At 46.9% G+C, this 25,042-nt stretch carries 21 protein-coding genes; 5 read left to right on the forward strand and 16 right to left on the reverse strand.

The features are described from left to right. Positions 1-41 precede the first annotated feature (41 nt). On the reverse strand, positions 42-1,436 hold the full coding sequence (locus MKY41_RS17810) for a vWA domain-containing protein (protein WP_340746338.1): 1,395 nt from the start codon (positions 1,434-1,436) through the stop codon (positions 42-44). A gap of 277 nt (positions 1,437-1,713) precedes the next feature. Between MKY41_RS17810 and MKY41_RS17815 the strand changes: the two genes are divergently transcribed. Then, complete coding sequence (locus MKY41_RS17815; RefSeq protein WP_340746339.1) at positions 1,714-2,661, forward strand: YsnF/AvaK domain-containing protein; 948 nt, start codon at positions 1,714-1,716, stop codon at positions 2,659-2,661. 137 nt (positions 2,662-2,798) lie between these two features. On the opposite strand, the gene MKY41_RS17820 is transcribed toward MKY41_RS17815, so the two are convergent. From MKY41_RS17820 to MKY41_RS17855, 8 genes are read right to left on the reverse strand one after another with little or no spacing between them, the layout of a single operon-like run. Further along, complete coding sequence (locus MKY41_RS17820; protein ID WP_340746340.1) at positions 2,799-4,553, reverse strand: class I adenylate-forming enzyme family protein; 1,755 nt, start codon at positions 4,551-4,553, stop codon at positions 2,799-2,801. Between the two features lie 57 nt (positions 4,554-4,610). After that, a complete protein-coding gene (locus MKY41_RS17825; protein WP_340746341.1) occupies positions 4,611-6,089 on the reverse strand; it encodes an aldehyde dehydrogenase family protein in 1,479 nt (492 codons plus the stop codon). A 38-nt stretch (positions 6,090-6,127) separates the two neighbouring features. Beyond that, positions 6,128-7,291 (reverse strand): acyl-CoA dehydrogenase family protein, encoded by a 1,164-nt coding sequence (locus MKY41_RS17830; RefSeq protein WP_340746342.1) that lies wholly within the window; start codon positions 7,289-7,291, stop codon positions 6,128-6,130. A 21-nt stretch (positions 7,292-7,312) separates the two neighbouring features. After that, the gene (locus tag MKY41_RS17835; RefSeq protein WP_340746343.1) at positions 7,313-8,506 is read right to left on the reverse strand and encodes an acyl-CoA dehydrogenase family protein; all 1,194 of its coding nucleotides are present in this window, start codon (positions 8,504-8,506) and stop codon (positions 7,313-7,315) included. 16 nt (positions 8,507-8,522) lie between these two features. Continuing rightward, positions 8,523-8,954: a Zn-ribbon domain-containing OB-fold protein gene (locus MKY41_RS17840; protein ID WP_340746344.1), complete on the reverse strand. Its 432-nt coding sequence runs from the start codon at positions 8,952-8,954 to the stop codon at positions 8,523-8,525. An 11-nt stretch (positions 8,955-8,965) separates the two neighbouring features. Then, on the reverse strand, positions 8,966-10,129 hold the full coding sequence (locus MKY41_RS17845; RefSeq protein ID WP_340746345.1) for a thiolase C-terminal domain-containing protein: 1,164 nt from the start codon (positions 10,127-10,129) through the stop codon (positions 8,966-8,968). 50 nt (positions 10,130-10,179) lie between these two features. Next, positions 10,180-10,611: a MaoC/PaaZ C-terminal domain-containing protein gene (locus MKY41_RS17850; protein WP_445683349.1), complete on the reverse strand. Its 432-nt coding sequence runs from the start codon at positions 10,609-10,611 to the stop codon at positions 10,180-10,182. A 12-nt stretch (positions 10,612-10,623) separates the two neighbouring features. Then, positions 10,624-11,067 carry a MaoC family dehydratase N-terminal domain-containing protein gene (locus MKY41_RS17855; RefSeq protein ID WP_340746346.1) on the reverse strand — a complete coding sequence of 148 codons (444 nt, stop codon included), beginning with the start codon at positions 11,065-11,067 and terminating at the stop codon, positions 10,624-10,626. A gap of 196 nt (positions 11,068-11,263) precedes the next feature. On the opposite strand from MKY41_RS17855, the gene MKY41_RS17860 reads away from it, so the two are divergent. Then, positions 11,264-13,336, forward strand: a complete 2,073-nt coding sequence (locus tag MKY41_RS17860) for a helix-turn-helix domain-containing protein (protein ID WP_340746347.1) — start codon at positions 11,264-11,266, stop codon at positions 13,334-13,336. A gap of 59 nt (positions 13,337-13,395) precedes the next feature. On the opposite strand, the gene MKY41_RS17865 is transcribed toward MKY41_RS17860, so the two are convergent. The 3 genes from MKY41_RS17865 to MKY41_RS17875 are packed head-to-tail and all read right to left on the reverse strand — an operon-like array spanning position 13,396 to position 18,095. Continuing rightward, positions 13,396-15,105 (reverse strand): DUF2357 domain-containing protein, encoded by a 1,710-nt coding sequence (locus MKY41_RS17865; protein ID WP_340746348.1) that lies wholly within the window; start codon positions 15,103-15,105, stop codon positions 13,396-13,398. Further along, entirely contained in the window at positions 15,089-17,065 is a 1,977-nt protein-coding gene (locus tag MKY41_RS17870; protein WP_340746349.1) for an McrB family protein, read from the reverse strand. The genes MKY41_RS17865 and MKY41_RS17870 overlap by 17 nt, the downstream gene beginning before the upstream one ends. Beyond that, on the reverse strand, positions 17,058-18,095 hold the full coding sequence (locus tag MKY41_RS17875; protein WP_340746350.1) for a hypothetical protein: 1,038 nt from the start codon (positions 18,093-18,095) through the stop codon (positions 17,058-17,060). Before MKY41_RS17875 ends, MKY41_RS17870 begins: the two co-directional genes overlap by 8 nt. Positions 18,096-18,484: 389 nt before the next feature. On the opposite strand from MKY41_RS17875, the gene MKY41_RS17880 reads away from it, so the two are divergent. Continuing rightward, positions 18,485-19,372 (forward strand): PhzF family phenazine biosynthesis protein, encoded by an 888-nt coding sequence (locus MKY41_RS17880; protein WP_340746351.1) that lies wholly within the window; start codon positions 18,485-18,487, stop codon positions 19,370-19,372. A 52-nt stretch (positions 19,373-19,424) separates the two neighbouring features. Here the strand turns inward: MKY41_RS17880 and MKY41_RS17885 are convergent, their stop codons facing one another. Beyond that, positions 19,425-19,805, reverse strand: coding sequence for a VOC family protein (locus MKY41_RS17885; RefSeq protein ID WP_340746352.1), 381 nt, complete (start codon positions 19,803-19,805; stop codon positions 19,425-19,427). A 146-nt stretch (positions 19,806-19,951) separates the two neighbouring features. On the opposite strand from MKY41_RS17885, the gene pgeF reads away from it, so the two are divergent. Then, on the forward strand, positions 19,952-20,710 hold the full coding sequence (gene pgeF, locus MKY41_RS17890; protein ID WP_340746353.1) for a peptidoglycan editing factor PgeF: 759 nt from the start codon (positions 19,952-19,954) through the stop codon (positions 20,708-20,710). Between the two features lie 15 nt (positions 20,711-20,725). Beyond that, positions 20,726-21,214, forward strand: a complete 489-nt coding sequence (locus MKY41_RS17895) for an SRPBCC family protein (protein ID WP_340746354.1) — start codon at positions 20,726-20,728, stop codon at positions 21,212-21,214. A 26-nt stretch (positions 21,215-21,240) separates the two neighbouring features. On the opposite strand, the gene MKY41_RS17900 is transcribed toward MKY41_RS17895, so the two are convergent. From MKY41_RS17900 to MKY41_RS17910, 3 genes are all read right to left on the reverse strand, one after another. Then, entirely contained in the window at positions 21,241-22,698 is a 1,458-nt protein-coding gene (locus MKY41_RS17900; RefSeq protein ID WP_340746355.1) for a protein adenylyltransferase SelO, read from the reverse strand. Positions 22,699-22,790: 92 nt separating this feature from the next. Then, positions 22,791-23,819: a spore photoproduct lyase gene (gene splB, locus MKY41_RS17905; RefSeq protein WP_340746356.1), complete on the reverse strand. Its 1,029-nt coding sequence runs from the start codon at positions 23,817-23,819 to the stop codon at positions 22,791-22,793. Positions 23,820-23,936: 117 nt separating this feature from the next. Then, the gene (locus MKY41_RS17910) at positions 23,937-24,926 is read right to left on the reverse strand and encodes an alpha/beta hydrolase (protein WP_340746357.1); all 990 of its coding nucleotides are present in this window, start codon (positions 24,924-24,926) and stop codon (positions 23,937-23,939) included. Between the last annotated feature and the right edge of the window lie 116 nt (positions 24,927-25,042).

Here is a 25,042-nt window from a genome sequence, read left to right on the forward strand (position 1 = left end):
TTTTTCGTTTGTTTAAACTTTCATGTTTGTTCGGGTACCTGTCACCATTTCGCCTTCCATTCTTCCACCTTTTGATCGATTTCCTGTTTTGCAGCCTCGGCTTCCGCTTCTTTCTGCTCGACAATCTCCTTGAAATGCGAGTTTCGGAGTTCTTTCATTTCCTTCGCACGTTCAATGACCTGTTGGGCAACCTCTTCGTCGATTAACTCGTTTCGCTTCAACAGATAGGCTGCATCGCTGATCCGGACTGCCTCCCGGTCGGAGAGGTTGGTCAGCAAGCTGTATGTGTTGATGAGGTCTTCCTTGAAGTGTACCGATTCATGCAGCTTGACGCCTTGCTGTCCGATAACTTGGAAAATGCTTGGCTTCCACTTTTTCACGAGCACTTCTTCAAATCCGGCTTCGTCCCGTACAGTCGCGTACTGGCCCCCACCTGCTTCGGCCACTTGTTTGAGATGGTTCTGCCCTTCATCGTCCACATCAAATCCGATGATATTGACTTTCGCTTCTATATTACTTTCATGCAGAAGTTTCGCAGCCGCCACCGGATCACCGCCGCATGTTTCGATACCGTCACTGACGATGTAGACGATATTCCGGTATTCTTCATTCCCGTATGGCTCCAGAATGTCGAGAGCTTCCTCAATAGCGCCTGCGAGAGGTGTCCAGCCACTTGCTTGGAAGGAATCAAGCGATTTCTGAAAACCGGTTTGGTCCAACCCGCTTAATGGATAGACGGCTTCGACGGTTGTACAAGACAATTCTCGGTCAGCCTCGGTCCCCGCTCCTTTATGTCCGTAGGCGAGCAGCGACACGTTCACTTCATCGTCCAGCCCTTCCGTGAATTTCCCGATCGCTTCCTTGGCCAACTGCATCCTGGACTTGCCTGCAATTTCTGCCTTCATGCTGCCGCTCGCATCCATTAAAATGACGACGTTCGTTTTTGATCTTTTCGCCATTTCAACTTCGTCTTCCCCCTCAGGCAACTCCGGCATTTCAAAGCCGTGTTCGATAGCAAGCAGCTGATCATACAAAGTTTGGTATTGTCCTGAACCTAATTGGTGGACTAGATAATTATAGATTTGCTCACTGTCCAGATCTTTTTGTCCTTGAAAGTATGAAGGCAATTCCTTTTCCATGACTTCCTTGAAATCTTTGTCGTAGTAGTTCATGTACTGTGTAAAATTAACCGTTCGTGCTGCCTCGATTTCGGGATCCATATGCGCTTCAACCAATTCTCCCGGCTGTTGGGCAAGCATTCCTTCGATATCTGACGCAGCAACAGGAATTTCATCTTGCGTACCTTCCTTATTTTCTTCCGTCTCGGCGGAAGCCACAGGTTCTTCATTTGGTGCCGTCTTTCCCTGACACGCCGCAATGAACAACAAGCTGGCAAGTAAAGCCGATATGATAAGTAAGCGTTTCGTTTGAGCCATGTGTAAACCCCTCCTCCTCTTATTTACGCATTGATAGGAAGGGAGTTCCTGAGAATTTATTCCTTATTTTAAGCCTGTGAAAAAGGTGCCAGGCACGCAAACATTCATGTTAGTTTAAACAAACGTGAATATTTGAACTTTCACGTTTGTTTGGGTGCCAGGCACCAGATTACAAAGAATTTACAAAAACATTACAACTCTTTTCATAATGTAAGATTTATTGTAATAGACCGGGGTAAATAGAAGGTGTAAGCAAAATATAGGAGGAGGAACTTCAATGAACAACGAAAAACGATTTGTTGGCTTGTTTCATAGTGAATCTGCGTTAATGGATAAAATGGATCAACTTCGAACAGAAGGCTATTCTGAAGATAATATGTATGTCATTGCCAAGGATGATACAAATCTGTCGATGCTCCGCAGTGGGACGTCAGCGGAAGTGGAAACCGCCCACGAATCTTGGCTGGACCGTTTCATGAGTTTCATCAGCGGGGAGGACCATGTGTGGAGCATGTTCGACCGCTTGGGAATCGATGAAACCGAGGCAAGACAATATTCGAACGACATTAACAACGGCGCCCTTCTGTTGTACGTCGATGAAGGAGAGGCGTACCGACTGTATGAAGGGGACCGCGAACATTTCAGCTCCCATGATCATGGCATGAACCCGAATATCGAGCGGACCGGCACTTATATGGCGGATGATCTGGATGTCGATCGTATCGATGCCGACCAACTTGGACGAGTCGGCGGGGAGGCCTTGCTGGATCGCACCGATTATGAGACACCGCCAAGCATGACGGACGAGGAACGTATGCTTCTGCGCGAGGAGCGCCTTCAGGTGAACAAGCGCAATGTCGAAACCGGGCATGTTTCCCTCGAGAAGGATGTTGTGGAAGAGCGTCAATCGATGGATGTGCCCGTGTCACATGAGGAAGTCTATGTGGAGCGTCGTCCCGTCGTGGATGGAGACATTTACGAAGGTCGCGCCGGACTGATGGAGGACGACGAATCCATTCACATTCCAATTACCGAAGAACGCCTGGAAGTAACGAAAAAACCGGTCGTCACGGAAGAAATCGTAGTGAAAAAACGCGATGTCGAGCGCATGGAAACGGTCGATGATACGGTAAGACGGGAAGAAGCCCATCTGGAGCGGGACGGAAATGTCGAAGTAGAAGGCGATTTCGACGAAACCCGTTCGAAGAAGTGGGACAATCTATAAGAGGTATACCAACAACCGTGGCATATTTCCTGCCACGGTTGTTTTTATGAAAATAAAAAGAAAGCCCTCCAATTCAATATGCGAGTGGAGGACAGTCTACCTAGCCATTATTTTATTTATCTTCTTACCCACATGGTTCACTCTTTCATTTTTTCTAAATCTCTTTCAAGTTCCTTGTTTTTTAACGCGACTTTTGATATTTTTCCGGCAGCTGTCATTGGAAATTGATCGACAAATTCCAGTTCCCGAACTTTGGAATAATGAACAACCCGCGTATTGATAAACTCCATTATCTCTTCTTCTGACACGGTTGCTCCTTGTCTTGGAATGACAAATGCTTTTGGGATTTCTCCGACCGTTTTTGCCGGCTTGCCGATAACAATAGCATTTACCACGTCCGGATGTGTCACTAGAATCTCTTCGATTCGGCTCGGATAAATATTATAGCCATTATAGATGAGCATATCTTTCTTCCGGTCGATAATGGACAAGTAACCATCTTCATCAATGATCCCGATATCCCCCGTGTGCAGCCAACCATTTTTAATTGTTGCCGCCGTCTCTTCCGGCTTTTTATAATACCCTTTCATCACCTGCGGACCCCGGATACAAATCTCACCACCCTGATTCGCTGGTAACGGCTCATCACTTTCTCCTTCCAAAGAGACGACTTTAATTTCAGTGTTATAGGAAGGCAATCCGACTGTCCCTAATTTGAAAATCCCGCCTGTTACGCAGACACCCGTGGCTACGGAGGCTGTCGCTTCGGTCAGCCCATATCCTTCCACAACCCGGGCATTCGGGAACGTCGATTTCAATCGCTTCACCTCTTCGTTGGAAAGTGGAGCGGCCCCTGAACTGACATTCCGGATGGTAGAGAAATCGTATTCTTTAATAGTCGGCATATTCAACAAGACATTCCACATAGCCGGCGCCCCTGTGACAGAAGAGACCTTATATTTCTCGATGAATTCCAAGAACTGCACCGGTTCAAACCGGTCGGGCAATACAGTCGTCGCCCCTTGTGCCATTGGTGAAACGATAAGTCCGATGCCTCCCGTAATATGAAATAGCGGGGAAGGGCTGAGTCTTATTTCTTCACCAAGCGGAATTTTATATTTCTCTATATAGTTTGCTTCATCCTTTTCAGCTGGCTCGAATACGAGAGCTCCGTCGTCTTCCACACGTGGCAGGCATCCCGCAACCCATCCCGCCATTTGGCACACGTTGCTTACCAAGTTTGCATGAGTGATCATGACACCTTTCGGGCTTCCCGTCGTCCCCCCTGTATAGGCGATGTGCACGAGATCGTTTTCCGGATCAACTCCCGGATTGAACTCTTCCTCGCTGTTAGCCGCTTTCAAAGCCGCGAAACTATGCCATTTTTCACCATATAAAGAGGTATTGATCGGGTCATCATTCGAGAACATCTCCTGATCTCCCGTCACGATCGCATTCTTCAGTTTAGTGCGATCGAACAACCTCCGTACTGAATCAGCCACGGATTCATGTGTAATTACAACTTCCGTGTCCGAGTCATTCAGCTGAAAGAGCAGATCAGCTTCCGGAAGATACGGGTTGATGGGCGAATAGGTGGCACCCGACAACACAATCCCATAATAGGCTGCGATGTACTGAGGGCACGTCGGCAAATGGGCGGAAACGACCGTTCCTCTGCCGACACCCATCTTGCGCAATGCATTCGCGAACTTCCAGGACTCACGGTAAACCTGCTCGTACGTAATCCGGCGATCACGGTAGATGTAAGCATCTTTTCGGGCATAGCGTCTCACGCTCCCTTTCAAGATGGCGTTGACCGGCACATTCGGAATATCGATTTTTTCCGGCATGGCTTCGTCATAACTTCGATTTTTCGTTATATCAACCTTCAAATTTTACCGCCCCCATCTAATTTAAGTGGAAAAGCCTAAAGTGAGCTGGACCTGTAATTACATTTCAATCACACAGGCTTTCTCATACGTATACTCCAATGCCGAGTCCGTCCCTTGTCCACTGGCCTTCACGCCGCCAAACGGCAAGTCCGCTCCCACGCGAGCATACGTATTCACCCAGACGTTTCCAGCTTCCATCGATTGAATCATCCGATGGGCACGGCTCAGATCAGTTGTCCAGATTCCTGCTGCTAAACCGAATTCCGTGTCATTGGCAATCCGAATGGCTTCCTCTTCCGTGTCAAATGGCATGACAACAGCAACCGGACCGAAAATCTCCTCCTGGCAAACCCGTTTCGTATTATTTTTCACCTTCAACAGCGTCGGCTCGATCCAATATCCTCCCGCCATTTCCGGCTGATCGGGAATTAGCAGCTCTCCGCCATGACGACCACCGAAAATGATTTCACCGCCTTCTTCCACTCCGACTTCAATATAGGAACGGACGCTTTCATACTGGGATGCATTCGCAACCGGCCCCATTGTCGTTTCTATATTCATCGTATCCCCTAATTGATTGAGGGACTGATCCGTCATCCGCTCTTTCATCCGCTTCACAACTTCATCAAAGATTGAACGTTGAATTAAAATCCGAGAACCGCCTACGCAAATTTGCCCTGCATTGCCCGTGAAAATACTTCCGATTGTAATGCCCTCGACCGCTTTATCAAGATCGGCATCTTCAAATACGATATTCGCCGATTTCCCCCCAAGCTCTAGAACAAGCGGCTTCGGTCGGTTGACCGTCGCTTTGGCGATGGCTCGGGCAGTCCCGCCTGAACCCGTCAAGCTCACTTTATTGACCTCATCGTGACTTACTAGAACATCCCCTAATTCCCTCCCCGATCCACAGACGACGTTAACAACGCCTGGCGGGAGAATTTCATTGAGCAGTTCCGCGTAGCGCAAGGAAGAGACAGCCGCCTGTTCCGACGGTTTGATGACGACGGTGTTTCCTGCGGCAAGTGCATATGCTGCTTTAATCGTAAAAGTGAACAGCGGGGCATTCCATGGCGCAATTCCGACGACGACACCGAGAGGCTCACGAAGCGTATAGCCGAAACTAGTCGGACCGACTGGCACCGTTTCGCCCCGGCTGGCTACAGCGGTAGCTCCCGCCGCGTCTGCCCATAATTGCTTCAGTACGGGAATCAGGCCATATGTCGTTTCCCGGATGACCCAGCCATTGTCCTGCGTTTCCAACGCAGCCAATTCTTCGCCATGTTCAACAATCAAGTCGCCAACACGGCGCAAATAGTCGGCACGTTCACTGGCAGGCAAAGCCTTCCACGCGGGAAACGCCTTCCTTGCAGCTAGAATGGCCGCCTCCGCGTCCTCCTGTTTACTTCTCGGAATTTTGGCCCACCCTTTTCCCGTTGCCGGATTAATGCTTTCCAAAGTCTCTCCCGAAGCAGCAGGAATTACTTTTCCATCGATTAAATTGTAATACTCCTTCATTTCCGTTGCGATTGCCAATGCTATTCCTCCCTTTATGGATCTTTTCCGTAAAGCGATTACCCGATCGACACAACATCCCGCTCACTTTTCTTAGCTGACCAATCCAATCCTTCCGCAATCCGTTCCCTTGATTTCCGTACAGACCCCAAGTAATTCTGGTAGTAACGGGCTCGCTTCAAGAACAAATGACAATCGATTTCTTCAGTGAACCCAATGCCGCCGTGGATCTGGATATTATCGGCTGCCAGGCGTGCGAACGCCTCCGTAGTAAACGAGCGGGCACTATACACTGCCGCTTCCCGGTCAGCTGTTTGATTCTCTACCGCCCAATTGGCGTAATAGCTAAGAGAACGGGCAGTCTCCAAGTCCAATTTCATGTTCACGATTCGATGCTTAATCGCTTGAAAGCGACCAATTGGTTGATTGAACTGGATACGGATTTTCGAATACTCCGCCGCCATGGAGACGATTTCATCCATCGCGCCGACCATCATTGCACTTAGAGCCGCATTGAATGAAAGCAACCCCTCCTGCAGGACGTCCCAACCCTGGCCAACCGCCCCTAGCACTTGCGACTTCGGCACTTTCACCTGGTCCATCGTCAATTCCACGACATATTGGGTTTCATCCAACACATTCAGCCTCCGCGTCGTGATCCCTTCTGTTTGATCGACCAGAATTAAGGAAAGGCCTTCTCCTCCTATGCCTTCAGCTGTCTTTGCCAAGACGAGGTAGACATCTCCATGGGGAACGAGCATTTTGACACCGTCCAGAATGAGATCATCCCCTTCTTGACGGGCAAGGCATGTGATCTCATCCGGCCCATAGCTTTTGCCGGCTTCCAACCAAGCAAGTGTGACTGTTATGGAACCGCTTGCAATTCCAGGCAAGTATTTCTTCTTTTGTTCCTCCGTCCCGTACTTCTCCAGCAGAGGGACCGCTAAGGCCAACGTCTCTGCTTGCACGCCTGGCACGAGCACCCGGCCGCTTTCTTCAAAGAAAGGGACGAGATCCAACGGTCCCAGCCCAAGCCCGTCGTACTCCTCGGACACCGGGATGGCTGTACTGCCGAGTTCGGCCAACCCAGTAGACACTTCATCGACCAGCGTCGTATTCCCTTTGATGAACTCCCGTGCAACGTCTGTCCCGCCTACATGATTCAAGTACTTGCGCAATGTTCCGCGAAACATCTCTTGATCTTCACTTAATGAAAAATCCATCTAACTTTCACCTCTCCTTCCTTAACGGCCTAGATCTTTTGGCAGCCCAAGTATTCTTTCTCCAATCGTATTGCGCTGGACTTCGCTTGTTCCTCCGCCGATTGTGACACCGAACGAGCTTAAGTAGCCCTCTTGCCATGACTTATTTGAAATTGCATCCTCTTCCGTCATCACTCCATGATGATCTTGGATGGCGATAGCAAATTCGAATAATTCCTTTGTCAGTTCACTGACCAGCAATTTATCCAGCGAGCTTTCAGGGCCGGGTCGCCCATTTTTCAACGTGTGGGTGATGTTGCGGTAATACGTCAAAAGGGCACCGCGGATGCGTGCATATAGGCCCGCCATTTTATTGCGGACAATCGGGTCTTCCACAAGTGGAACTCCGTCGATTTTCACTTGTTTCGCCATTTCGACTAGATCGTCGAATTGTCTTTCCAACGTGAATACTTGCGCGGCTATGCCCGAGCGTTCATGTAGCATAAGGGCGATCAGCACCGCCCATCCCTTGCCGACTTCCCCCACAACGTCCGAATCGTAGGCAATGGCGTCCGTCAAATAGACTTCATTAAATTCCTGCTTGCCGTCCATTTGAATAATCGGTCTTGTTTCCACCCCGGGTTGATTCATGTCGAGGAGAAAGACAGTAATTCCCTCGTGTTTCTTTTCGGACTGGCCTGTCTTGGCAAGCAGGAAACAGAAGTCAGAAACGTGGGCGAAACTCGTCCACACCTTTTGACCATTGATGACCCATTTACCGCCGTCCTTCACAGCAGTCGTTTCGATTGCCGTCAAATCCGAACCGGCATTCGGCTCTGAATACCCTTGGCTCCAGACATGCTCGCCCGTTAGGATCTTTTCAATAAAATTACGCTTCTGTTCTTCCGTCCCCATCTGCATCAAAGTGGGAGCGACCATATGAATGCCGACGTAATTCACGAGTGGAGGGGACTGAATCCTGACCATTTCCTGGTGATAGATGATTTCCTCCATTAACGTGGCTTCCCGTCCCCCATAGGCTTTCGGCCAAGAGATAGCGGCCCATCCGCCTTCATACAACGTGCGTTGCCATTGCCTTAGGAACTTGGAATACTCCCCTTTATCCCGAGGCAATTCCCGATTTCCAGCTTTCCAGCCATCCGGTAAATTTTCTTCCAACCAGGAACGCAATTCCAATCGGAACGCTTCTTCCTGTTTCGTAAAAGTGAAATTCATGAACTCACATCCTTTTTCAATCAGTCGGTTTCCATTGTGGCAATGCTCGCTCTTCTGTTATGTCTTGCCAAGTCATTTGGACCGGCATTCCGATTTTGACATCTTCCGGCTTGCATTCGAGCAAATTACATAAAATCCGGACATCCGGCTTGTCGTCCAAAGCCGCCTGCGCAATGATGGTCGGCAAGTCATTCTGGAAGCCAGGAAGAAATGGTCTATAGGAAATGACGTAGGAAGAGAGGGTTGCCTTAATGTCTGATCCGAGATTTTCCCATTCGACAGCCGCGCTCCCACATTTTGGACAGGCAGGCCCCGGTGGGTGTAAGTACGACTTGCAATCATTGCATTTTTGCACTTCCAACTCATGACGGTCGGCTGCATCCCAGTAAGGTCGGTTATCCTCATTCTTCAAAGGGATCGGCTTTTCATATTTTGTTTGTATAGTCATTGTCAAACCTCCTAGTTTCCAAGAATCATGGCCCCTGCCAGATCTGGACCGCTCCAACCGGTACAAATCCCGATCTCGCAATCTTCCACTTGGCGATCGGACCCTTTATATTCATGTCGCAACTGCCTGACGATTTCCAGGACATTATTCATGCCATGCGTATAACCTTCTGCCAACATGCCGCCCGCCGTGTTCGTCGGCAACTTGCCTCCCATCTTCAAGTTCCCGGCTGCTACGAAATCGCCTACCTCACCGCGAGGCGCTAAACCATAGGCCTCCAACTGGCGCAACACGACCCAACTGAAACAATCATAGATAGCCGCCACTTGGATATCTTCCGGTTTTACGCCGGCTGATTGATAGAGTGCAGGCGCCACATGATCTGCGGCAACTTGGTCAAGATCAGACCAATAATGGGCATGGGGATGTGTTTCCCGTGGGGTAATTCCCATAATATAGACCGGCCGCGATTTACAATCTTTCGCCCGGTCCGCCGAAGTGACGATGATGGCATTCGCTTCATCCAATTCCAAACAGCAATCATGGATATTGAAGGGAGAGCTGATATCCGGCGTATTAAGATACTCTTCCATCGTCAGCGTTTTGCCGTTCAAATGAGCCTTCGGATTGCGCTGCGCATGTTCATAAAAGTCAATGCACACTTGTCCCAGATGCTCTTTTGTCAAACCGGTTTGGTGCATATGGCGCGTGGCGAATATGCCGAACCATTGAGACGGACTGGCCGATCCATACGGGATGATGAAACTTCCGCCCGGCAACGCGTTCTGCAGCATGTTGGGGTCATAGCCCCGTCCGACGAGTTGACCTGAAGCCCCATTCATCGATCGGTAAATCAAAACAGTGTTCAGCAAACCCGCGTCGATCATGCCGATCGCATCTCCAATTAGCATTTCCGTACTGCTTCCGCCTCCACTTATGTCTTTGACATACTTCGGACGGGCGCCTAAATAGGTAGCGACCTCATGAGATGTGCAGGAGTCGCCGCCTGTTGAATAATTCATGATGCCATCTATATCTGATGCCTCCAGCCCCGCGTCTTGCAAGGCGTTTCGGGCAGCCACCAATGCCATTTGCAGCGGTGTTGTCCCTGACTTTCTGGATCGTTCGTATTCTCCCACTCCGACAACGGCATACTTATTGGATATCTTATCCATTGGAACCCCTCCTCTTTAATCCATTGCATTTCAAATTTATTTAGCTCTCACTACCGGAAACGCAAAATAGCATTCCCGCTGCCAACCACTTCTCCCGGTGCCTTTTCTGCATACAGTTCCAGGCGGGCAAATTGTATTCCGTCCCCTTCATACAGCTTGTCTACCTTGCCCTTGCAAGTAATTTCGTCGCCCGGCCGTGTCACCGCACCGAATCGCATGTTGAACTGGGCAATCTCGGCCTGCTCGCCCGCCAGTTCCATCGCATACTGGCCCAAAAAGCCCATCACGAGCATCCCATGGGCAATCACTCCGTCCATTCCGATACTTCGAGCAAATTCATCATCTGTATGGAGCGGATTAAAATCTCCCGAAGCCCCTGCATATTTCACCAATTGCACCTTCGTTACAGGGGGCTTCGTCATCGGTTCCAACTGCTGGCCCTCTTCCAATAAATCCGGCTTGATCGTCAAATTTATACTCACTGATGCGCCTCCTCACTTTGCAGGTAATGGTCGATAAATGATATTGCTCCGTGAAACTGCCACCAATTCACCAGTCTCATCTTTTATTTCAGTATCTAGCACTAAAAACTGCATTGGCCCGCTCTTTCCTTTCCGCTCGTATAAATCGGAAACGACCATCTGGCATTCTAGTCGATCCCCTAAGCGAATTGGACGATGATAGATGAACTCCTGTTCTCCATGAAGCATACGCCGATAATCCAGATCCAGCGGCAAATCATTCCCTTCACTCAACGCAATGAGGAAGGTCGGCGGTGCAATAATTCCGCCATACGGTGAGTTTGCCGCGTATTCTTCGTCTTTGTACAGTGGATTCGAATCACCGATTGCCTCTGCAAATTGACGAATATGTCTTCTTTCCACATCCACGATATATGGTTGGCCTCTCAAACCAATCAGACTTTTATCCAAGTCCAAATACAGCACCCCCTAGCTGATAATATTTTCTAAATATTCCTTATTGATTAAATCTTATGCCAACCAGAATGGTATGACAATGTAGGTTCATATATATTTAGATTTATTTAATTGTAGGAATTTACATTATTAAAGAGGAGTTAGTAGAGTTTTGAAGTAATATACCAACATACAGGGACAGAGGAGGGCGAATGCCTTGTTTGATTTACAGCTAATCCAATCATTTTTGCAGGAGAGAGAAGTACCAATCGCCTTTCAAATTTGGGAAACTACTTTTGAAAATCCATCCGGCCGGCCGATTGGAAAGAGCAGTCAACGAACAATCCATGTACCGCCTCGTCCGGATTCATTGTATCCTTCTATCCAACAGCTCTCGCTCCATGGACAAACGTTCGTTTATTTCATTTATTCGGCGGATTATCATCTGACGATAACATTTCAAAGCGAAACCCATTTCAGATTGCAGGACTTGCAAGTGCTCTATCATCTGCTTTATCCGCTCTATTCTGATTATGTGGTCGACAACGGACAGGCAAAGCTGAACACAATCATCGAGAGTATAAGCGATACGACATCATCCCTTGATTTGGATAAGGTATTTTCCAATATCTTGGTCAATACATTGGAAGTCATCACGAATGCGGATTATGGGACACTTTGGCTGCATGATTCCAAATCGGACCGGCTTGTGTGCAAAGCATCCGAAGGGTATCTACTAGATGGGATTTGGCAGATGCAATTCGAAATCGGGGAGGGGCCGATCGGGCATTCTTTTCAATGGGGCATTCCGATCCTTATTCAAGATCCGACCGATATGAGCAAAAAGGGGATTCGACGAATATCTGTGGAAAATGCCCGACTTTGGGACAGCACTTCCGATTATGTAACGACAATCAAATCGGTATTGGCCTATCCGATTTTTGTCGATGGAAAAGTGGAATGTGTCATGTATTTGGGGCAGTTGAGGACAGAGAATCTATTAGATGAGCAAGATTTATGGTTGCTAAAAGTCTTTACGACTCAAGTCGGGATTGCCATCCGGAACGCCAGACAATTCGCTGACATCAAAGAACTGAACCATCATCTCATCAAAAGGGATGATATTCACTCGACCTTGACGAATTTATCGATCCGGAATATGGGAGCGAAGAAAATCGTGCAGGAACTCAGCCGCATGATCGGGCAGAAATTACTGTTTGTCGATCTAATGGAGCATGAATGGTTCCCTGCCAGCCAAAAAATTCCGCATAATATACCGTTCAAAGAATTATTGAAAATTGCGGCAGAACGAAGAGGGACAAATTCATATGAAATTATGAAGGACGGAGAAGTAACGCATCATTTGTATCCGATCCGTTCCGGGACCGTTATTTTGGGCTGTCTCATTATCAACGCCCAAAAACCGCTAAGCCGGTTGGGTCAAATGGCGATAGAGCAAGGGCTTTCGGTCCTCGCGCTTGAACTCGTCCAGAAACAGAACATCAGTGAATTTTATTATAAAAACCAGCGGGAACTCTTTAACAGTCTGATCCAGACAACCGATCCGACAGTACGCCTTCAGACCGCATCCGAATTGGGCATACAGGAAGACAACCAATTCGCCACAGTCGTATTCCAGTACACGGATTATACGGATTCCCAATTGCTCGCAGCTTATGTACACCGGCTCATCGCACAAATCAAGAAAAATGGGGCGCCTTACATTCAAACCATCTTCGGGTATCAAAACAAAGTTATTGTCCTAGCCGCCTTGCCGACCTCTTCAGATTGCATCCAATTTGAGAAACAACTGAACGACATACTGATGGAGTCGTCGTCGACAAAGAAATTCAAGCTGAGCGGCGGCATGGGGAGCATTTACGAAGGCATTCATCTCATCGAAAAATCATACCAGGAAGCGCAAATTGCATTATCCAATCCGGCTTCCCGGCAAATCAGGGGACGTTTGGTAAAGTATTCGGATATCGGCATCAATCGTCTCTTTACCAATCAAAACACAGAAGAAATTTCACGGTTCCTCGTCGAGATTTTCGAACCGCTCCGAATGGTGGACAAAACAAATCAGACATTGGAAAAGACATTACTGACCTATTTTGAATGTAACCGCTCCGCTGTCGAAGCCGCCCAGTTGCTACACGTCCATATCAATACGCTTTACCAACGGCTCAAAAAGATAGAAGAATGCCTGGACCTCTCCTTCAAAAACCCGGAAGACGTCCTCCGCCTCCAACTAGCCTGCTACCTGAAAGAATCGATGGGAATCGGGTGACAGGTACCAATACAATTTGGAAACGATTCGGAATAGTGTCTGAATTGTAAGGGTGACTGTCACCTTTGTATGATTTCTTGAAGCGTTTTTTCGAGCATTTGGCTGAAATGCTCGATTTCGACATCGGGACTCAAGTCGATTAATCGGACGTCGTATTCATTCAGCTCGTAATCTGTATCCGTCGTCTCTCTTCTGATCGGATAGACAGCCCACACTTCGGTGACGGGCTGCGCGTCAATCAATGGATTTTTCTCCTCATTCAATGTCAGCGTATGGGATTTCATACCGCTTGAATAGGACTCTAGCTGCCTCATCACTTTGGATGGCTGGCGATTGCCAAGCAAATCATCGTTCCATAAGTATTCTTTCTTCCGATACTTAAAATCAATGATCAATGAACCTTTGTATTTGGCATCCACCCATACGTCGATTCTGCAATCTGGTCTATTATTGCTCATCGTGTACATTGTGCGGAGCGGTGAAATGTCACCTCTTCGTTCCGGTATCCTCTCATCGTAAAAAATCCGGATCGTTTTATTGTTCTTACTCAATTCGACATAGTCGGAGTCATGCTGTCTCGGCACAATCACTTGGTCCAAGGTGTTCTGGTCGATTTGGAACCAGTTGCGTGTAATCTCAAATCCATGCTCCTCTTTTAAGATTTTGATGACACGCAAATAGCCCCATATTTCGTATAGTAAATCCGATCGTTTATAGTGAAATTGCAACTTCGGCGCATTCGCTTTTTGCGCGGACCCTTTCTTCAGCATGCGATACAACTTATAGAATGTGTTATACGTTCCTACTGAGAAGAACGCCATCGGGATCTCTCCGGTGGCGCTCTCCGGGATATTCCGAATCCATCGTTCATTCAAAAATAAAGTCAATCGATTTTGCAAGATGAGGATTTCTTTTTTTAGCAAATCGGCCTGGACCTTATTATGCGATCTAGCGTAGGGATGCAAAAAGCAGTTCCTCATTTCATTAACATAGTTCAAAATTAGAAGCACGATTTTTTTAATCATCCGATTTTCCGGAATGTCATATGTCACGGTAGAAATCGGCGCTTGGATCGTCTTTTGCTGCTCCGGATGCATCATCAAATATTTTATGGATTTGCTGTCGATTTTCTTCGCCTTCGCTTTCGGGATGACCGGATAGCTTTTGATGACTGAATACCTTCTATTCTTCTCGATAATATTCAGTCCATTAATGATATTATCCCGTCGCGACAAGATGACAGAGTATTCCTCGACCTTCTCAGGACCGAAAATATCCAAAGCGACTTCACTGAAAATCTTCCGGCGGCTTGTCAGTTCGCTAGACAAGCCTTTGACCGCTTCCTCTATCTCTTCAATCATTTTCACATGCTGGTCTTCCGTGATTCGCTTTGTCGTCACCTTCGCCCTTGCTTCATACACTTCCTCCTGGTCGGTTGTAATCATGAGGAAGTAAGTGCCCGGTATGAATGGATATGGCTTATTATACCGCTCCGGATTGTACAAGACATACGGATCGGAGGATGGGTGGAGATATAATCCCCTCTCATCCTCTTGGACAAAATCCACTTCCAATTGGTCTAACCCGTCCATGTACAAACGGTAGCCGGCAGGCGCGTCGAACTGCAACTGCAGCACCGAGTTTTCCATCAACTGCACTTCATCTGCCAAATAATCGAGATCCATTCTTCTACGGAAATGGTCGCAAGCAATCGTTTTTTGTACAGCCCCGTATGTTTCAATGAACGCGACTTTAAATTGTGTAACCATTTCTCGTAAGCTCCTTCGCTTTTTCTGAAAGGATTAACCGGGATTTCTCAAATTCAGAAATGGAGTCATATTCATCAAATAGCTGAATTAGCTTGGAGTTTTGGCTTTCTTTTGTGTCCGGATTGTAAACACCCAACAGATGTTGCAGCATTTCTTCCGACCCCCGTATTTTGGGTAGAATCCGTTGCGCAAACTGCAAATCGAACGCCTTCTCCCGGTCGATTGGACAACCATCCAAATGAGACAAATTCTTAATATATAAATCAATTTGTTTCACAATCCGTGGACCAATTCCCATATTCGGGGTGACGGTATTCAATAATTGATGGACATTCCATAAAAACTCAAGCTCATAGTCGGACAGAGTCAACTTTCGGTCTTGGTAAATAAAGGCATGGACCGCATAGGAATTTTTCGTCTTCGACTCTCCTTTTTCCGGCTGGCTGTCCATGAGCAACATCTTAGTAAAAGGTTCTACGTGCAAGGTGAGAAGATTGGAGCGATCCAGAACCTTATCACTAAATTGATGGGTGCTCTCATCCAAGTTCACCGTACCTGTAAAGATGACATTATCCCCGATCAGCACTTCCGGCGGGTAATAGGAACCGTTATAAAATTTGTTTTGCAGGTCCCGATTGTATAACTTCAGTTTCCGGCGGCCTTTTTCCATTTCCAGGACGGAAAGAAATTGAGAAAAATAATGTTCCACTTTTGCCAAGTTCATCTCATCAAAACAGACGACGAACGTTTCCGAGCGATTCTTCTCCGCCTCGATCAGCAAGTTGACGAGACCCGTGTCCGCCGGGCGATAGACATTATTGACAATGTCCGGATATCCAATTAAGTCGGTGTCATCTGTCCATGTCGGGCTAACCGGGATCATCAAGAACTTATCGGCATCCAAATGCAGACCCTTCTGATAGGCATTGACTAACTGGGATTTCCCCGTCCCGCTCATCCCTGCCAGAATAGTCAGTCCGCCCGTTTTGACGCAAGTATGAAAGTTGTACAAATCCTCGGTATTGTACATCAGATTCATCTTTTTTGTTTCAGTTAAAAATTGCTCCATGAATGCCTCTTCCATCCCTTTGAGCTTATCCTCGCCCTCATTCACTGAGACAGGTTCCGGCATTTTTTCGACATGGACAACTTCCTTTTCCTCTAGGACCGCTTCATCCTGCATGGGGACTTGGACCGTCGTCGTCTTCGCGGTCGCACTCTCATCCTGCAGCGACGTGATAATTTCATGGTCTTGATCCATGCCTACGAACATGACATCTTGGAAATTATAGATTTCATTCATAACTTTTTTATCCACCAAATTGTATTTGATGGTTTTATCTTCCGATTCAAAACTAAAGCCGCCATGGGCATAATGGTGGCTAATGAATTCTCCGACTGCATAATATTCATTGTCAATCGTCTTATACAAGAGAATGCGAGGTGTATCTTCCGGCTCTCTCGAAACATGCTCATTCCGGCCTATGTATGTTCCATCATTCAAGTTCTGGATGAACTGTTCCCATGTGAAATCCTCCTGTGTAGCCTTGTCCTTGTTCTCCGTGAAAAGAGGTACGGGAATATAACTGGATTCCGGCGTGAACGATGCTTTTTTCGGTAAAAGATGAATGTTTTTCGCCGTAAAATACTCGACATTTGGACCGATCCGCTTTTCCACTTGAAAAACAAGAAGTTGTCCATCGAGAAAATCTATTAGGCTTTGGATCCGCTGTTCCTTGTCGAAATAATGATCCTCAAATCCATGTTGCTCCAAGTCGCTGCCCCAACAAGTGATTACCCGCTGACTGTTTGGGAAGCTATGGGGCGGAGTCGAAAGAATCCGGATTGAAAACTGGATCTCATTCGAGTTATTAATAAAAACAGAGCGTTGGCCCGGATACCGTGCTTCCGCCGTTTCAGCTACTACTCCTAAGATAAATGGCTCCCAAAATCTATACATATGTAATTTCCCCCATCACTTTTTTCAGTTGCATAAAACTTTCAATTCGTTTAATATTTTCTCTAATCGTTTCTGGTACCATCTCTTCATAGACTACTTCATCGATCACATAGCTAAGGTAAAATATGTAGGCATACTGATCTGCCTCTTCTATGAAATTTTGCAGTTCGTCCAATTCGAAAACAGTAATATGAAATGCTTCATTCTCTAAAATTCGGCTATTTTTTGGATGGCCAATCATGGCTAATTTTTCTTTGGCTCGAGGCGGTAAGTTTGCTTGTTCCACTGCGTTCGAATTTTCCACCCGTAAGGCCGCATTTTCAGCCCGCAGCTTCTCGATATCCGATTTAAATTTCGTCAGTTGCTCTTCCAATTCGGTTACTAACTTTTTCTCTTCGGCCAATGCTTGTCTCGCTTGGTTCAGATCCTTAATATATTCTGTGTTTTTCTCTTTCACTTCTTGTTTCAGTTGGTTGTTACGGGCAATCAATTCCTCTTTCTCTATTGTCAATTTTTCGATTTTTGACTGTAGTTTGTTCTCGATTTTCGCTGAAACGACCTGCTTTTCACTCGGCTTTTCCGGCTCACTCTCTTTTTCCACTACATCTGCCTCTTTCGCCGCCGTCTCTTCTTCGTCTCTAGTTTCATAGTATTCCCAAGCCTCCTCATAATGATTTTGTAGATAAAATATGAGAGCTGCCTTCCTGGCATCGCAATTCTCTTCTTGAACCACTTCCATTATTTCGTCTTTGGATTCAATCTCTTTCTCTCCCATTTTTTCAATATAAAAAGGAAATGGCGGTATTAACTCCATACTTCTTAATTTGGATCGCACAGCTTTTGCTAACACTTTGTTTTGTAAAAATGGAATCGGCAATTTGACTAGTTTTTTTACGTTTTTCTCTGTTTTGGTGACAAAAAGCAACATGGCCAGCTCCTCGCTGGACAACTCCTCAATCATCCATTTAATAAAATCCCTATCTTCTAACCGTTCTACTTGTTCCTGATCAATTTCTAAAAGTTCACTCAATACTTCCCCCTCCTTAAGTCTATTATACTATAATAATGGTTTTGAATTTGCGGATGTTCTTCAAACTTTTTTAATTACTTCCTATCGCAACAGGTCCTCCTACCTATATAATTAAGAATAAAATTTCATTTCGTGGGGACATTTCAATGCCCCTTCTACCGTGAAAAACCACTTTTTTCTTATTATAATCATTGCGCTTCCCGGCCTCATATTCTTTTGGCAATGCCCTTATTCCGCTGGCAGAAACTTTCCTTCTTCGCCATCCTAATTATGATGTTGGTGATTTGCATCCCTTGATAGAGCGCCTTTGAGTTTTCCAACAAAATAATATTACTTACGAAACAGGTACGGTAGAATAGGATAAACGGATTTTGCAAGGAGGATGTCCTTTGAAAGAAATACAGGTTTATCATTATGATGCTTTTTCAATAAAACCGGGGAAAGGGAACCCAGCCGGAATTATACTGAACGGGGAACACCTTTCTACCGAAGAAATGCAGCAGGTGGCCAAAGTGGTCGGGTTTAGTGAATGTGCATTTCCCATCTTATCGGATCATGCAGACATTCGGATCCGTTATTTTACACCCGGTTATGAAACACCTCTTTGTGGACATGCGACAATGGCTTCCATTGCGGCTCTCCTCGATCAAAACGTTCTTCCCCTGAAAGAAAACTATTTAATTGAAACATTAGCCGGTGTCCTTCCGGTAAGTGTTTCAAAGGATGATGCCTTTTATCAAATTCGGATGCATCACGCAAAACCGCAGTTCCGGTATTTCGAAGGGATAATAGAGGATTTGGCCCAAAGTCTAAACATCCCTGTTTCCGCCATCGATACAACATATCCAATTGTCTATGGCAGTACGGGGCAGTGGACCTTATGTGTTCCCATTGTAGATGTCAACGTATTTAAGCAAATGAAACCGCAAACGGCACAATTTCCGGAAATTTTAAAAGAACTTCCAAAGTCGTCCATTCATCCTTTCAGTTTCACAGCATTAAACGATGATGCGGATCTTCATGCCAGGCACTTTTCATCGCCTGACGCAGGTATAATCGAGGACCCTGTCACAGGTACGGCATCCGGTGTGTTAGGTGCATATATTGCAACTTACCTCAAACCTGAGTTAAAAGAAACATACGATATAGTCGTAGAACAAGGCCAGGAAATGGGGAAGGACGGACGTGTAATTGTCCATGTCAATGCGCAAGATGACCTGAGCATTGCGATTTCGGGAACAGCTGTATTTGTCGAGGGAATTAAAATAACGATATGAAAATATAAATGGCAGTTCCGCCTTCGTAGAACTGCCATTCCAGATACAATTTTTACTTTTTCTCGAGCACAGCAAAATAATTGTCTTCGTCATCGGCAAAATTAAAGACTTTTCCCGTAGGCATCGTCATTACTTCTCCTACCGTAATGCCTTGCTTCAATAAGTTTTCACGGAATTTGTCAAGATCTTCTGTGTAAAACAGCAGTGACGGGGTTTGAAGGTTTAATTCGGGTTCCATTTTCGCTATAAATTCCTTATTATGAAGAACGATACTTGTTTCCGCTTCCGGAGTCGGAGCGACTTCAATCCATCGCATTCCCTGTCCGTTATCCTCCTCGGAAATGACAGCAAACCCCACTTTTTCCTTCCAAAATTTCAAGGCATCATCCTGATTCGTAACATACAACATCACTTGTCCCAACTGATGAATCACATGCTATTCCTCCTTTACGCTATATCTAATTTGAAGTATTCCCGTTATGATCTAAATTTTCCTGCATAGATTGAAAGTATTAATGAATTTAAGGTCCCAGGTGAACTTCGGGGCATGCCTAATGTATAGTAAAGGCAGGTGATAATATGAAAACAAAACTATACATTGACAATGGACAGTTCCAAGCGGGTATAACGCTAAAGACTGAAATGGAACCGGAAAAAAATAATATGGCGCTGCATGCTTGTGTCAATCCAAATGACGTGATTGAAAACCGAAGAAACCTAGCCGTTTCCTTAGGATGCACACTTGAGGATTTTGTTTGCGCCAATCAAACCCATAGCTCGAATATGCAAAAGGTGTCGCTTGCAGACAAAGGGCGAGGAGCGGAACGCCTGGACACTGCCATCGCCGACACGGACGCCTTGTACACGCTGGATTCCAATCTTGTACTTTGCGGCTTCACGGCAGATTGTGTCCCCGTCATTTTTTATAATGAAGTGAAGGGCCTTGTCGGTGTCATCCATTCAGGTTGGCAAGGAACCGTCAAAGAAATCACTCGAAAAGTCTTTTCACATTTACAACAAGCCGAACAATGCGACCCGGCCGACTTTCATGTGCAGATCGGTTCATCCCTCAGTCAAGAACGGTTTGAAGTCGATCAAGATGTCTATGATAAATTCAAGGCCCTCGGTTATGCGGATGAGTTTATGTACTACAACGAAACTACCCGGAAATATCATATCGATAACCAACTTACAGTGAAACAGCAGTGTGAGCTGGCGGGCATCCCACTGGAGCAAATCGCTATGGATACGACTTGCACCTATGATAGCCCCTCGGGATTTTCCTATCGGCAAGATAAACAGTGTGGAAGGCATTTAAGCTTTATTATGAGGAAATAATCGAGGAGGAACATTGTGATAGCGAAGATCAGCAAAACGCAACAAGGTTACATGGCACAATTCGAACGCCATCTCCCGCACCCTGCCGAAGAAGTTTGGACATGGTTAACCGAAAATGACAAGTTGGCCCAGTGGTTTCCTGAACTGCGCGCCGGCGATCTCCGGAAAGGGGGATTCATGGCATTTGACATGCAGGATGGCCACTTGGAAGAACTCGAAATTACGGATTTCCAAATGGGGCATCTTTTAGAATTCAATTGGTGGGCGGAACATGTCCGGTTTGAGCTGACCGAAGAGTCTGCCGGTAGCCGACTACTAATGCAGGAAAAAATCGCACACCTGACAGATCACACCCCGAAGGATTTGGCAGGATGGCATGTTTGCCTAGATGTGATCTGCGCTTTGGCCGATGGAAAAAGCGTCGATAACCGCAAGGATGAATGGAAGTTTTGGTATGAAAAATATACAAATGCAATCGATGAAATAAAACCTCATGCTACCTGAAGAACCCAGGCGGCATGAGGTTTTTGTTATGTCCCGCAAAATGTCTGATACGGAACCATCGTCCGAGGTGGAAGGTTTGCAAATTCCTTCTGTTCTGGTGAATGCGCATAGGGGGTCGAAAGGATGCCTAACAGCCGTCTCATCACACTAAGATCCCCTTGCTCCGCTGCGGAAAGAGCGGCCTCCACTCGATGATTCCGCGGAATTACGGCCGGGTTGCTGTCTTTCATCAACTTGAAGGAGTCATCCTTGCCTTCCGGCTGTCGGCTTAACCGTTCCTGCCAATTTCCGTGCCATTCGGTAAACTCCGACGATTGGAAAAGGGATGAACCTTCGAACGTCCCGAACGTCAAGGCCCGGAACGTATTTGTAAAATCCGCCTCATGCTCTTCCATCATATCCAGTAACGCTTCAAATAGGGTCCGATCCCCTTCTTCTTCGTTACGTATCCCCAGTTTCGCCCGCATGCCCGCCAACCATTCGGATTGATACAGGGAAGCAAAACCGGAAATCACCTCTTGGGCCATTTCAATCGCCTGTTCCGTATCTTCATCAATCAACGGCAATAACGCTTCTGCAAATCGCGATAGATTCCATGCGGCAATTGGGGGTTGATTGCGATAGGCGTATCGTCCTTGGACATCGATGGAGCTGTATACTGTTTTCGGATCATACGTATCCATGAATGCACACGGGCCATAGTCAATTGTTTCCCCGCTGATCGTCATATTGTCCGTGTTCATGACCCCGTGGATGAACCCGACGAGCTGCCATTGGGAAATAAGCTTGGCCTGTCGTTTCATGACTTCCTCCAGCAAAGCAAGATACGGATTCGCGGCAGACCGAATGGCTGGATAATGCCGTTCAATTGCATAATCTGCAAGAATCTGCAGATCTTCATCGGTGCCCCAGGCCGCCACATATTGGAACGTGCCGACACGAAGATGGCTGGACGCCACCCGAGTGAGAATGGCGCCAGTCAGAACGGTTTCGCGATATACCGGCTCCCCAGTGGTCACGACTGCCAGGCTGCGGGTCGTCGGAATGCCGAGCGCCTGCATTGCTTCACTAATGATGTATTCGCGCAACATCGGTCCCAATGCCGCGCGGCCATCTCCGCCCCTGGAATACGGCGTCCGGCCCGAGCCTTTTAGCTGAATGTCAAAACGGTCCCCGGAAGGCGTCGACTGTTCGCCCAGCAAGACTGCCCGACCGTCTCCCAACCGATTGAAATGGCCAAATTGATGACCGGCATAAGCTTGGGCAAGAGGTATAGCACCTTCCAGAACTTGATTGCCCGCAAAGATAGCCGTTCCTTCTCCTCGCAACGCAGCAAGGTCCAAACCAAGGGATTCTGCCAACGCATCGTTCAAGATGACAAGTTCAGGTGAGTTTACAGGTACCGGTTCGATTTTCGTGTAAAACGACTCAGGCAGACGGGAATAGCTATTGTCAAAATTCCATCCTACTTTATTAGTTCCCATATCTTCTCCTACATTGATTTATTTGGATAAAAGGCTCCTACTGAAGTTATACCACGAACGACCGACGACAAACAAAGGGCGGCTTGCATAGTTCAGGTGAAATATTCCAGCTTCGCAGCAGGGAAAAACTCCTCCAAATACGCCTCCAACCGCTCTTTTATTTCATCCTCTTCATTTTTTTGATAAATATATTTCCCGATGCCGTATTTGCCCCATTTATAGCGCCTTTTCGATTCATCCAATTCCAGCTTCGTCTTCGGATAGTTTTTTTCAATTACCTTTTTAGCGGGCTTCGTGAACCGATGCTGGATGAATTCAAATGTAATATCGTCCCGCGCATCCTGAGGCAATTCCGCATCAAGCCGTTCAAATAAATGATAATACCCTTCCTGCCATCCTTCGTGGAGATAGATCGGTGCGACGATGAACCCGAGCGGATACCCGGCACGTGCCACTTTTCCTGCCGCCTCGATCCGTTTGTCCAGAGGTGACGTGCCCGGTTCGAAGTTCTTGATGACATAATCGGCATTGACACTGAATCGGAAGCGGGTATGGCCGTTATGCTCGGCATCGAGTAAATGGTCGACATAATGGAATTTCGTTACGAAGCGCAACCGGCCCAATTCCGTCTGGCCGAAATGATTGATCGCTCTTTTCAAAGTATGTGTCAGATGATCGATTCCAACGATATCCGACGTACATGCTGCTTCGAACCGGGTAATGTCCGGAGCACGTTCCTCGATATACTGATCCGCCGCCTCCAAGATCTCCTCGACATTCACATACGTCCGGATATACGGTTTGGCCCCCATCGTCGTCTGCAAATAACAGTAATGGCAATGGCCCATGCACCCCGTCGCGAAGGGGATGGCGTATTCGGCGGATGGCTTGGACGTATCAAACTTTAACGTTTTCCGGATTCCGACGACTAACGTCGACTTTGCGATCCGGTACTTTTGAAGATCCGTTTCCCCCGGCAAATTCCGGACTTGATTATGCGAAGTGGTGTAACGGATTTCGATCCCCAGCTTCTCGAATTTCTCCTTCAGTTCCTTCCCAAGTGGATAGTCCAGCGCATTCGGCTCAAAATAGACTAACTGGGGCATGAAAGGTTGTTTCATGACTTTCACACCTTTCTCACGTCTTTTTGTTAGGTTGCCGAAAGGCGGGGAATTTATGCCCCCGCAGGACGGACACCAAACAAAAAAACACTCCACAAAAGTGAGTGTTTTTTCGAATTACTCTTGGTTGGCCAATTTCGGTAAGTCCTCATTCAAATGTGAAGACAGGAAATTACGGACCTTCAACTGATAGACTCCCTTTTCCAATACATAGGACTCCCCATGATTGGCGAGATCGACCAAGAAGATTTCCGATTCGCTTCGCGTATGGCGATATAGATTTTCCGACATCTCCGTGGGCACAAACGTATCGCCCTTTCCATGGATATACAAAATCGGAACATCCGTTTTCGCCACTTCCCGCAACGCGTTCGCTTCCCGGAGCGAATAACCCGCCCGCATCTTCGTCACGACACTCGTGCTATCCAATACAGGAAATGCCGGAAGGTGAAACATCCGCTTCATCTGATAAGCAAAGAGATCATATACCGACGCATATGGACTGTCCGCGATGATCGCTTCCAGCTGTTCCGGTAAATCATCTTCCCCGCTCGTCATCAGCACCGTTGCCGCACCCATCGACAATCCATGGTAGACCACTTCGGTATCGGTTCCAAGCTTTTGCACTAACAGATTCGTCCAGTCGATCAAGTCCAGTCGATCCGGCCAGCCAAAGCCGTAATAATCTCCACCGCTCTTGCCATGCCCGCGTGCATCCGGCATGAAAATATTGAACTGTAATGTATCATGATAAAACTGGCCGAACAGGCCCATTTGCTTTGCATTCCCCAAATACCCATGCGTCAAGATGACTAACTTATCGGTCGGCACAGCTGCCGGCAAAAAATAACCGGATAGCTCCAAGCCGTCCCTCGATTGCATATGCAGTTGCTCGAATGGTTGAACTGCGACCCACTGTTTCCAATCGCCATTCAAAAACACATCCATCGCCTTATCGGAAACTTCCAAATCGGTATTCCCCTGCAAGTATTCTTTCGGCCCTCGCTTAATCGCCAAATCATAAAAAAAGAAACTGGCGGCTATCATTCCCACAAGCAAAATCCCCACCAACGCCCCGATCAACCGACCCCAGCCTTTTCGTTTCATCTCTTCTTCCCTTTCTCTATATCACTTACTATTATTATACTTGAAAAATGAAAAAGAGCATACCTGTTTCTACTGAAAAGAAGAAGATTCAGCGCAATTGTTTCAAAATATGCAGC

The sequence above is a fragment of the Sporosarcina sp. FSL W7-1349 genome, from assembly GCF_038003045.1.
GTDB lineage: Bacteria > Bacillota > Bacilli > Bacillales_A > Planococcaceae > Sporosarcina.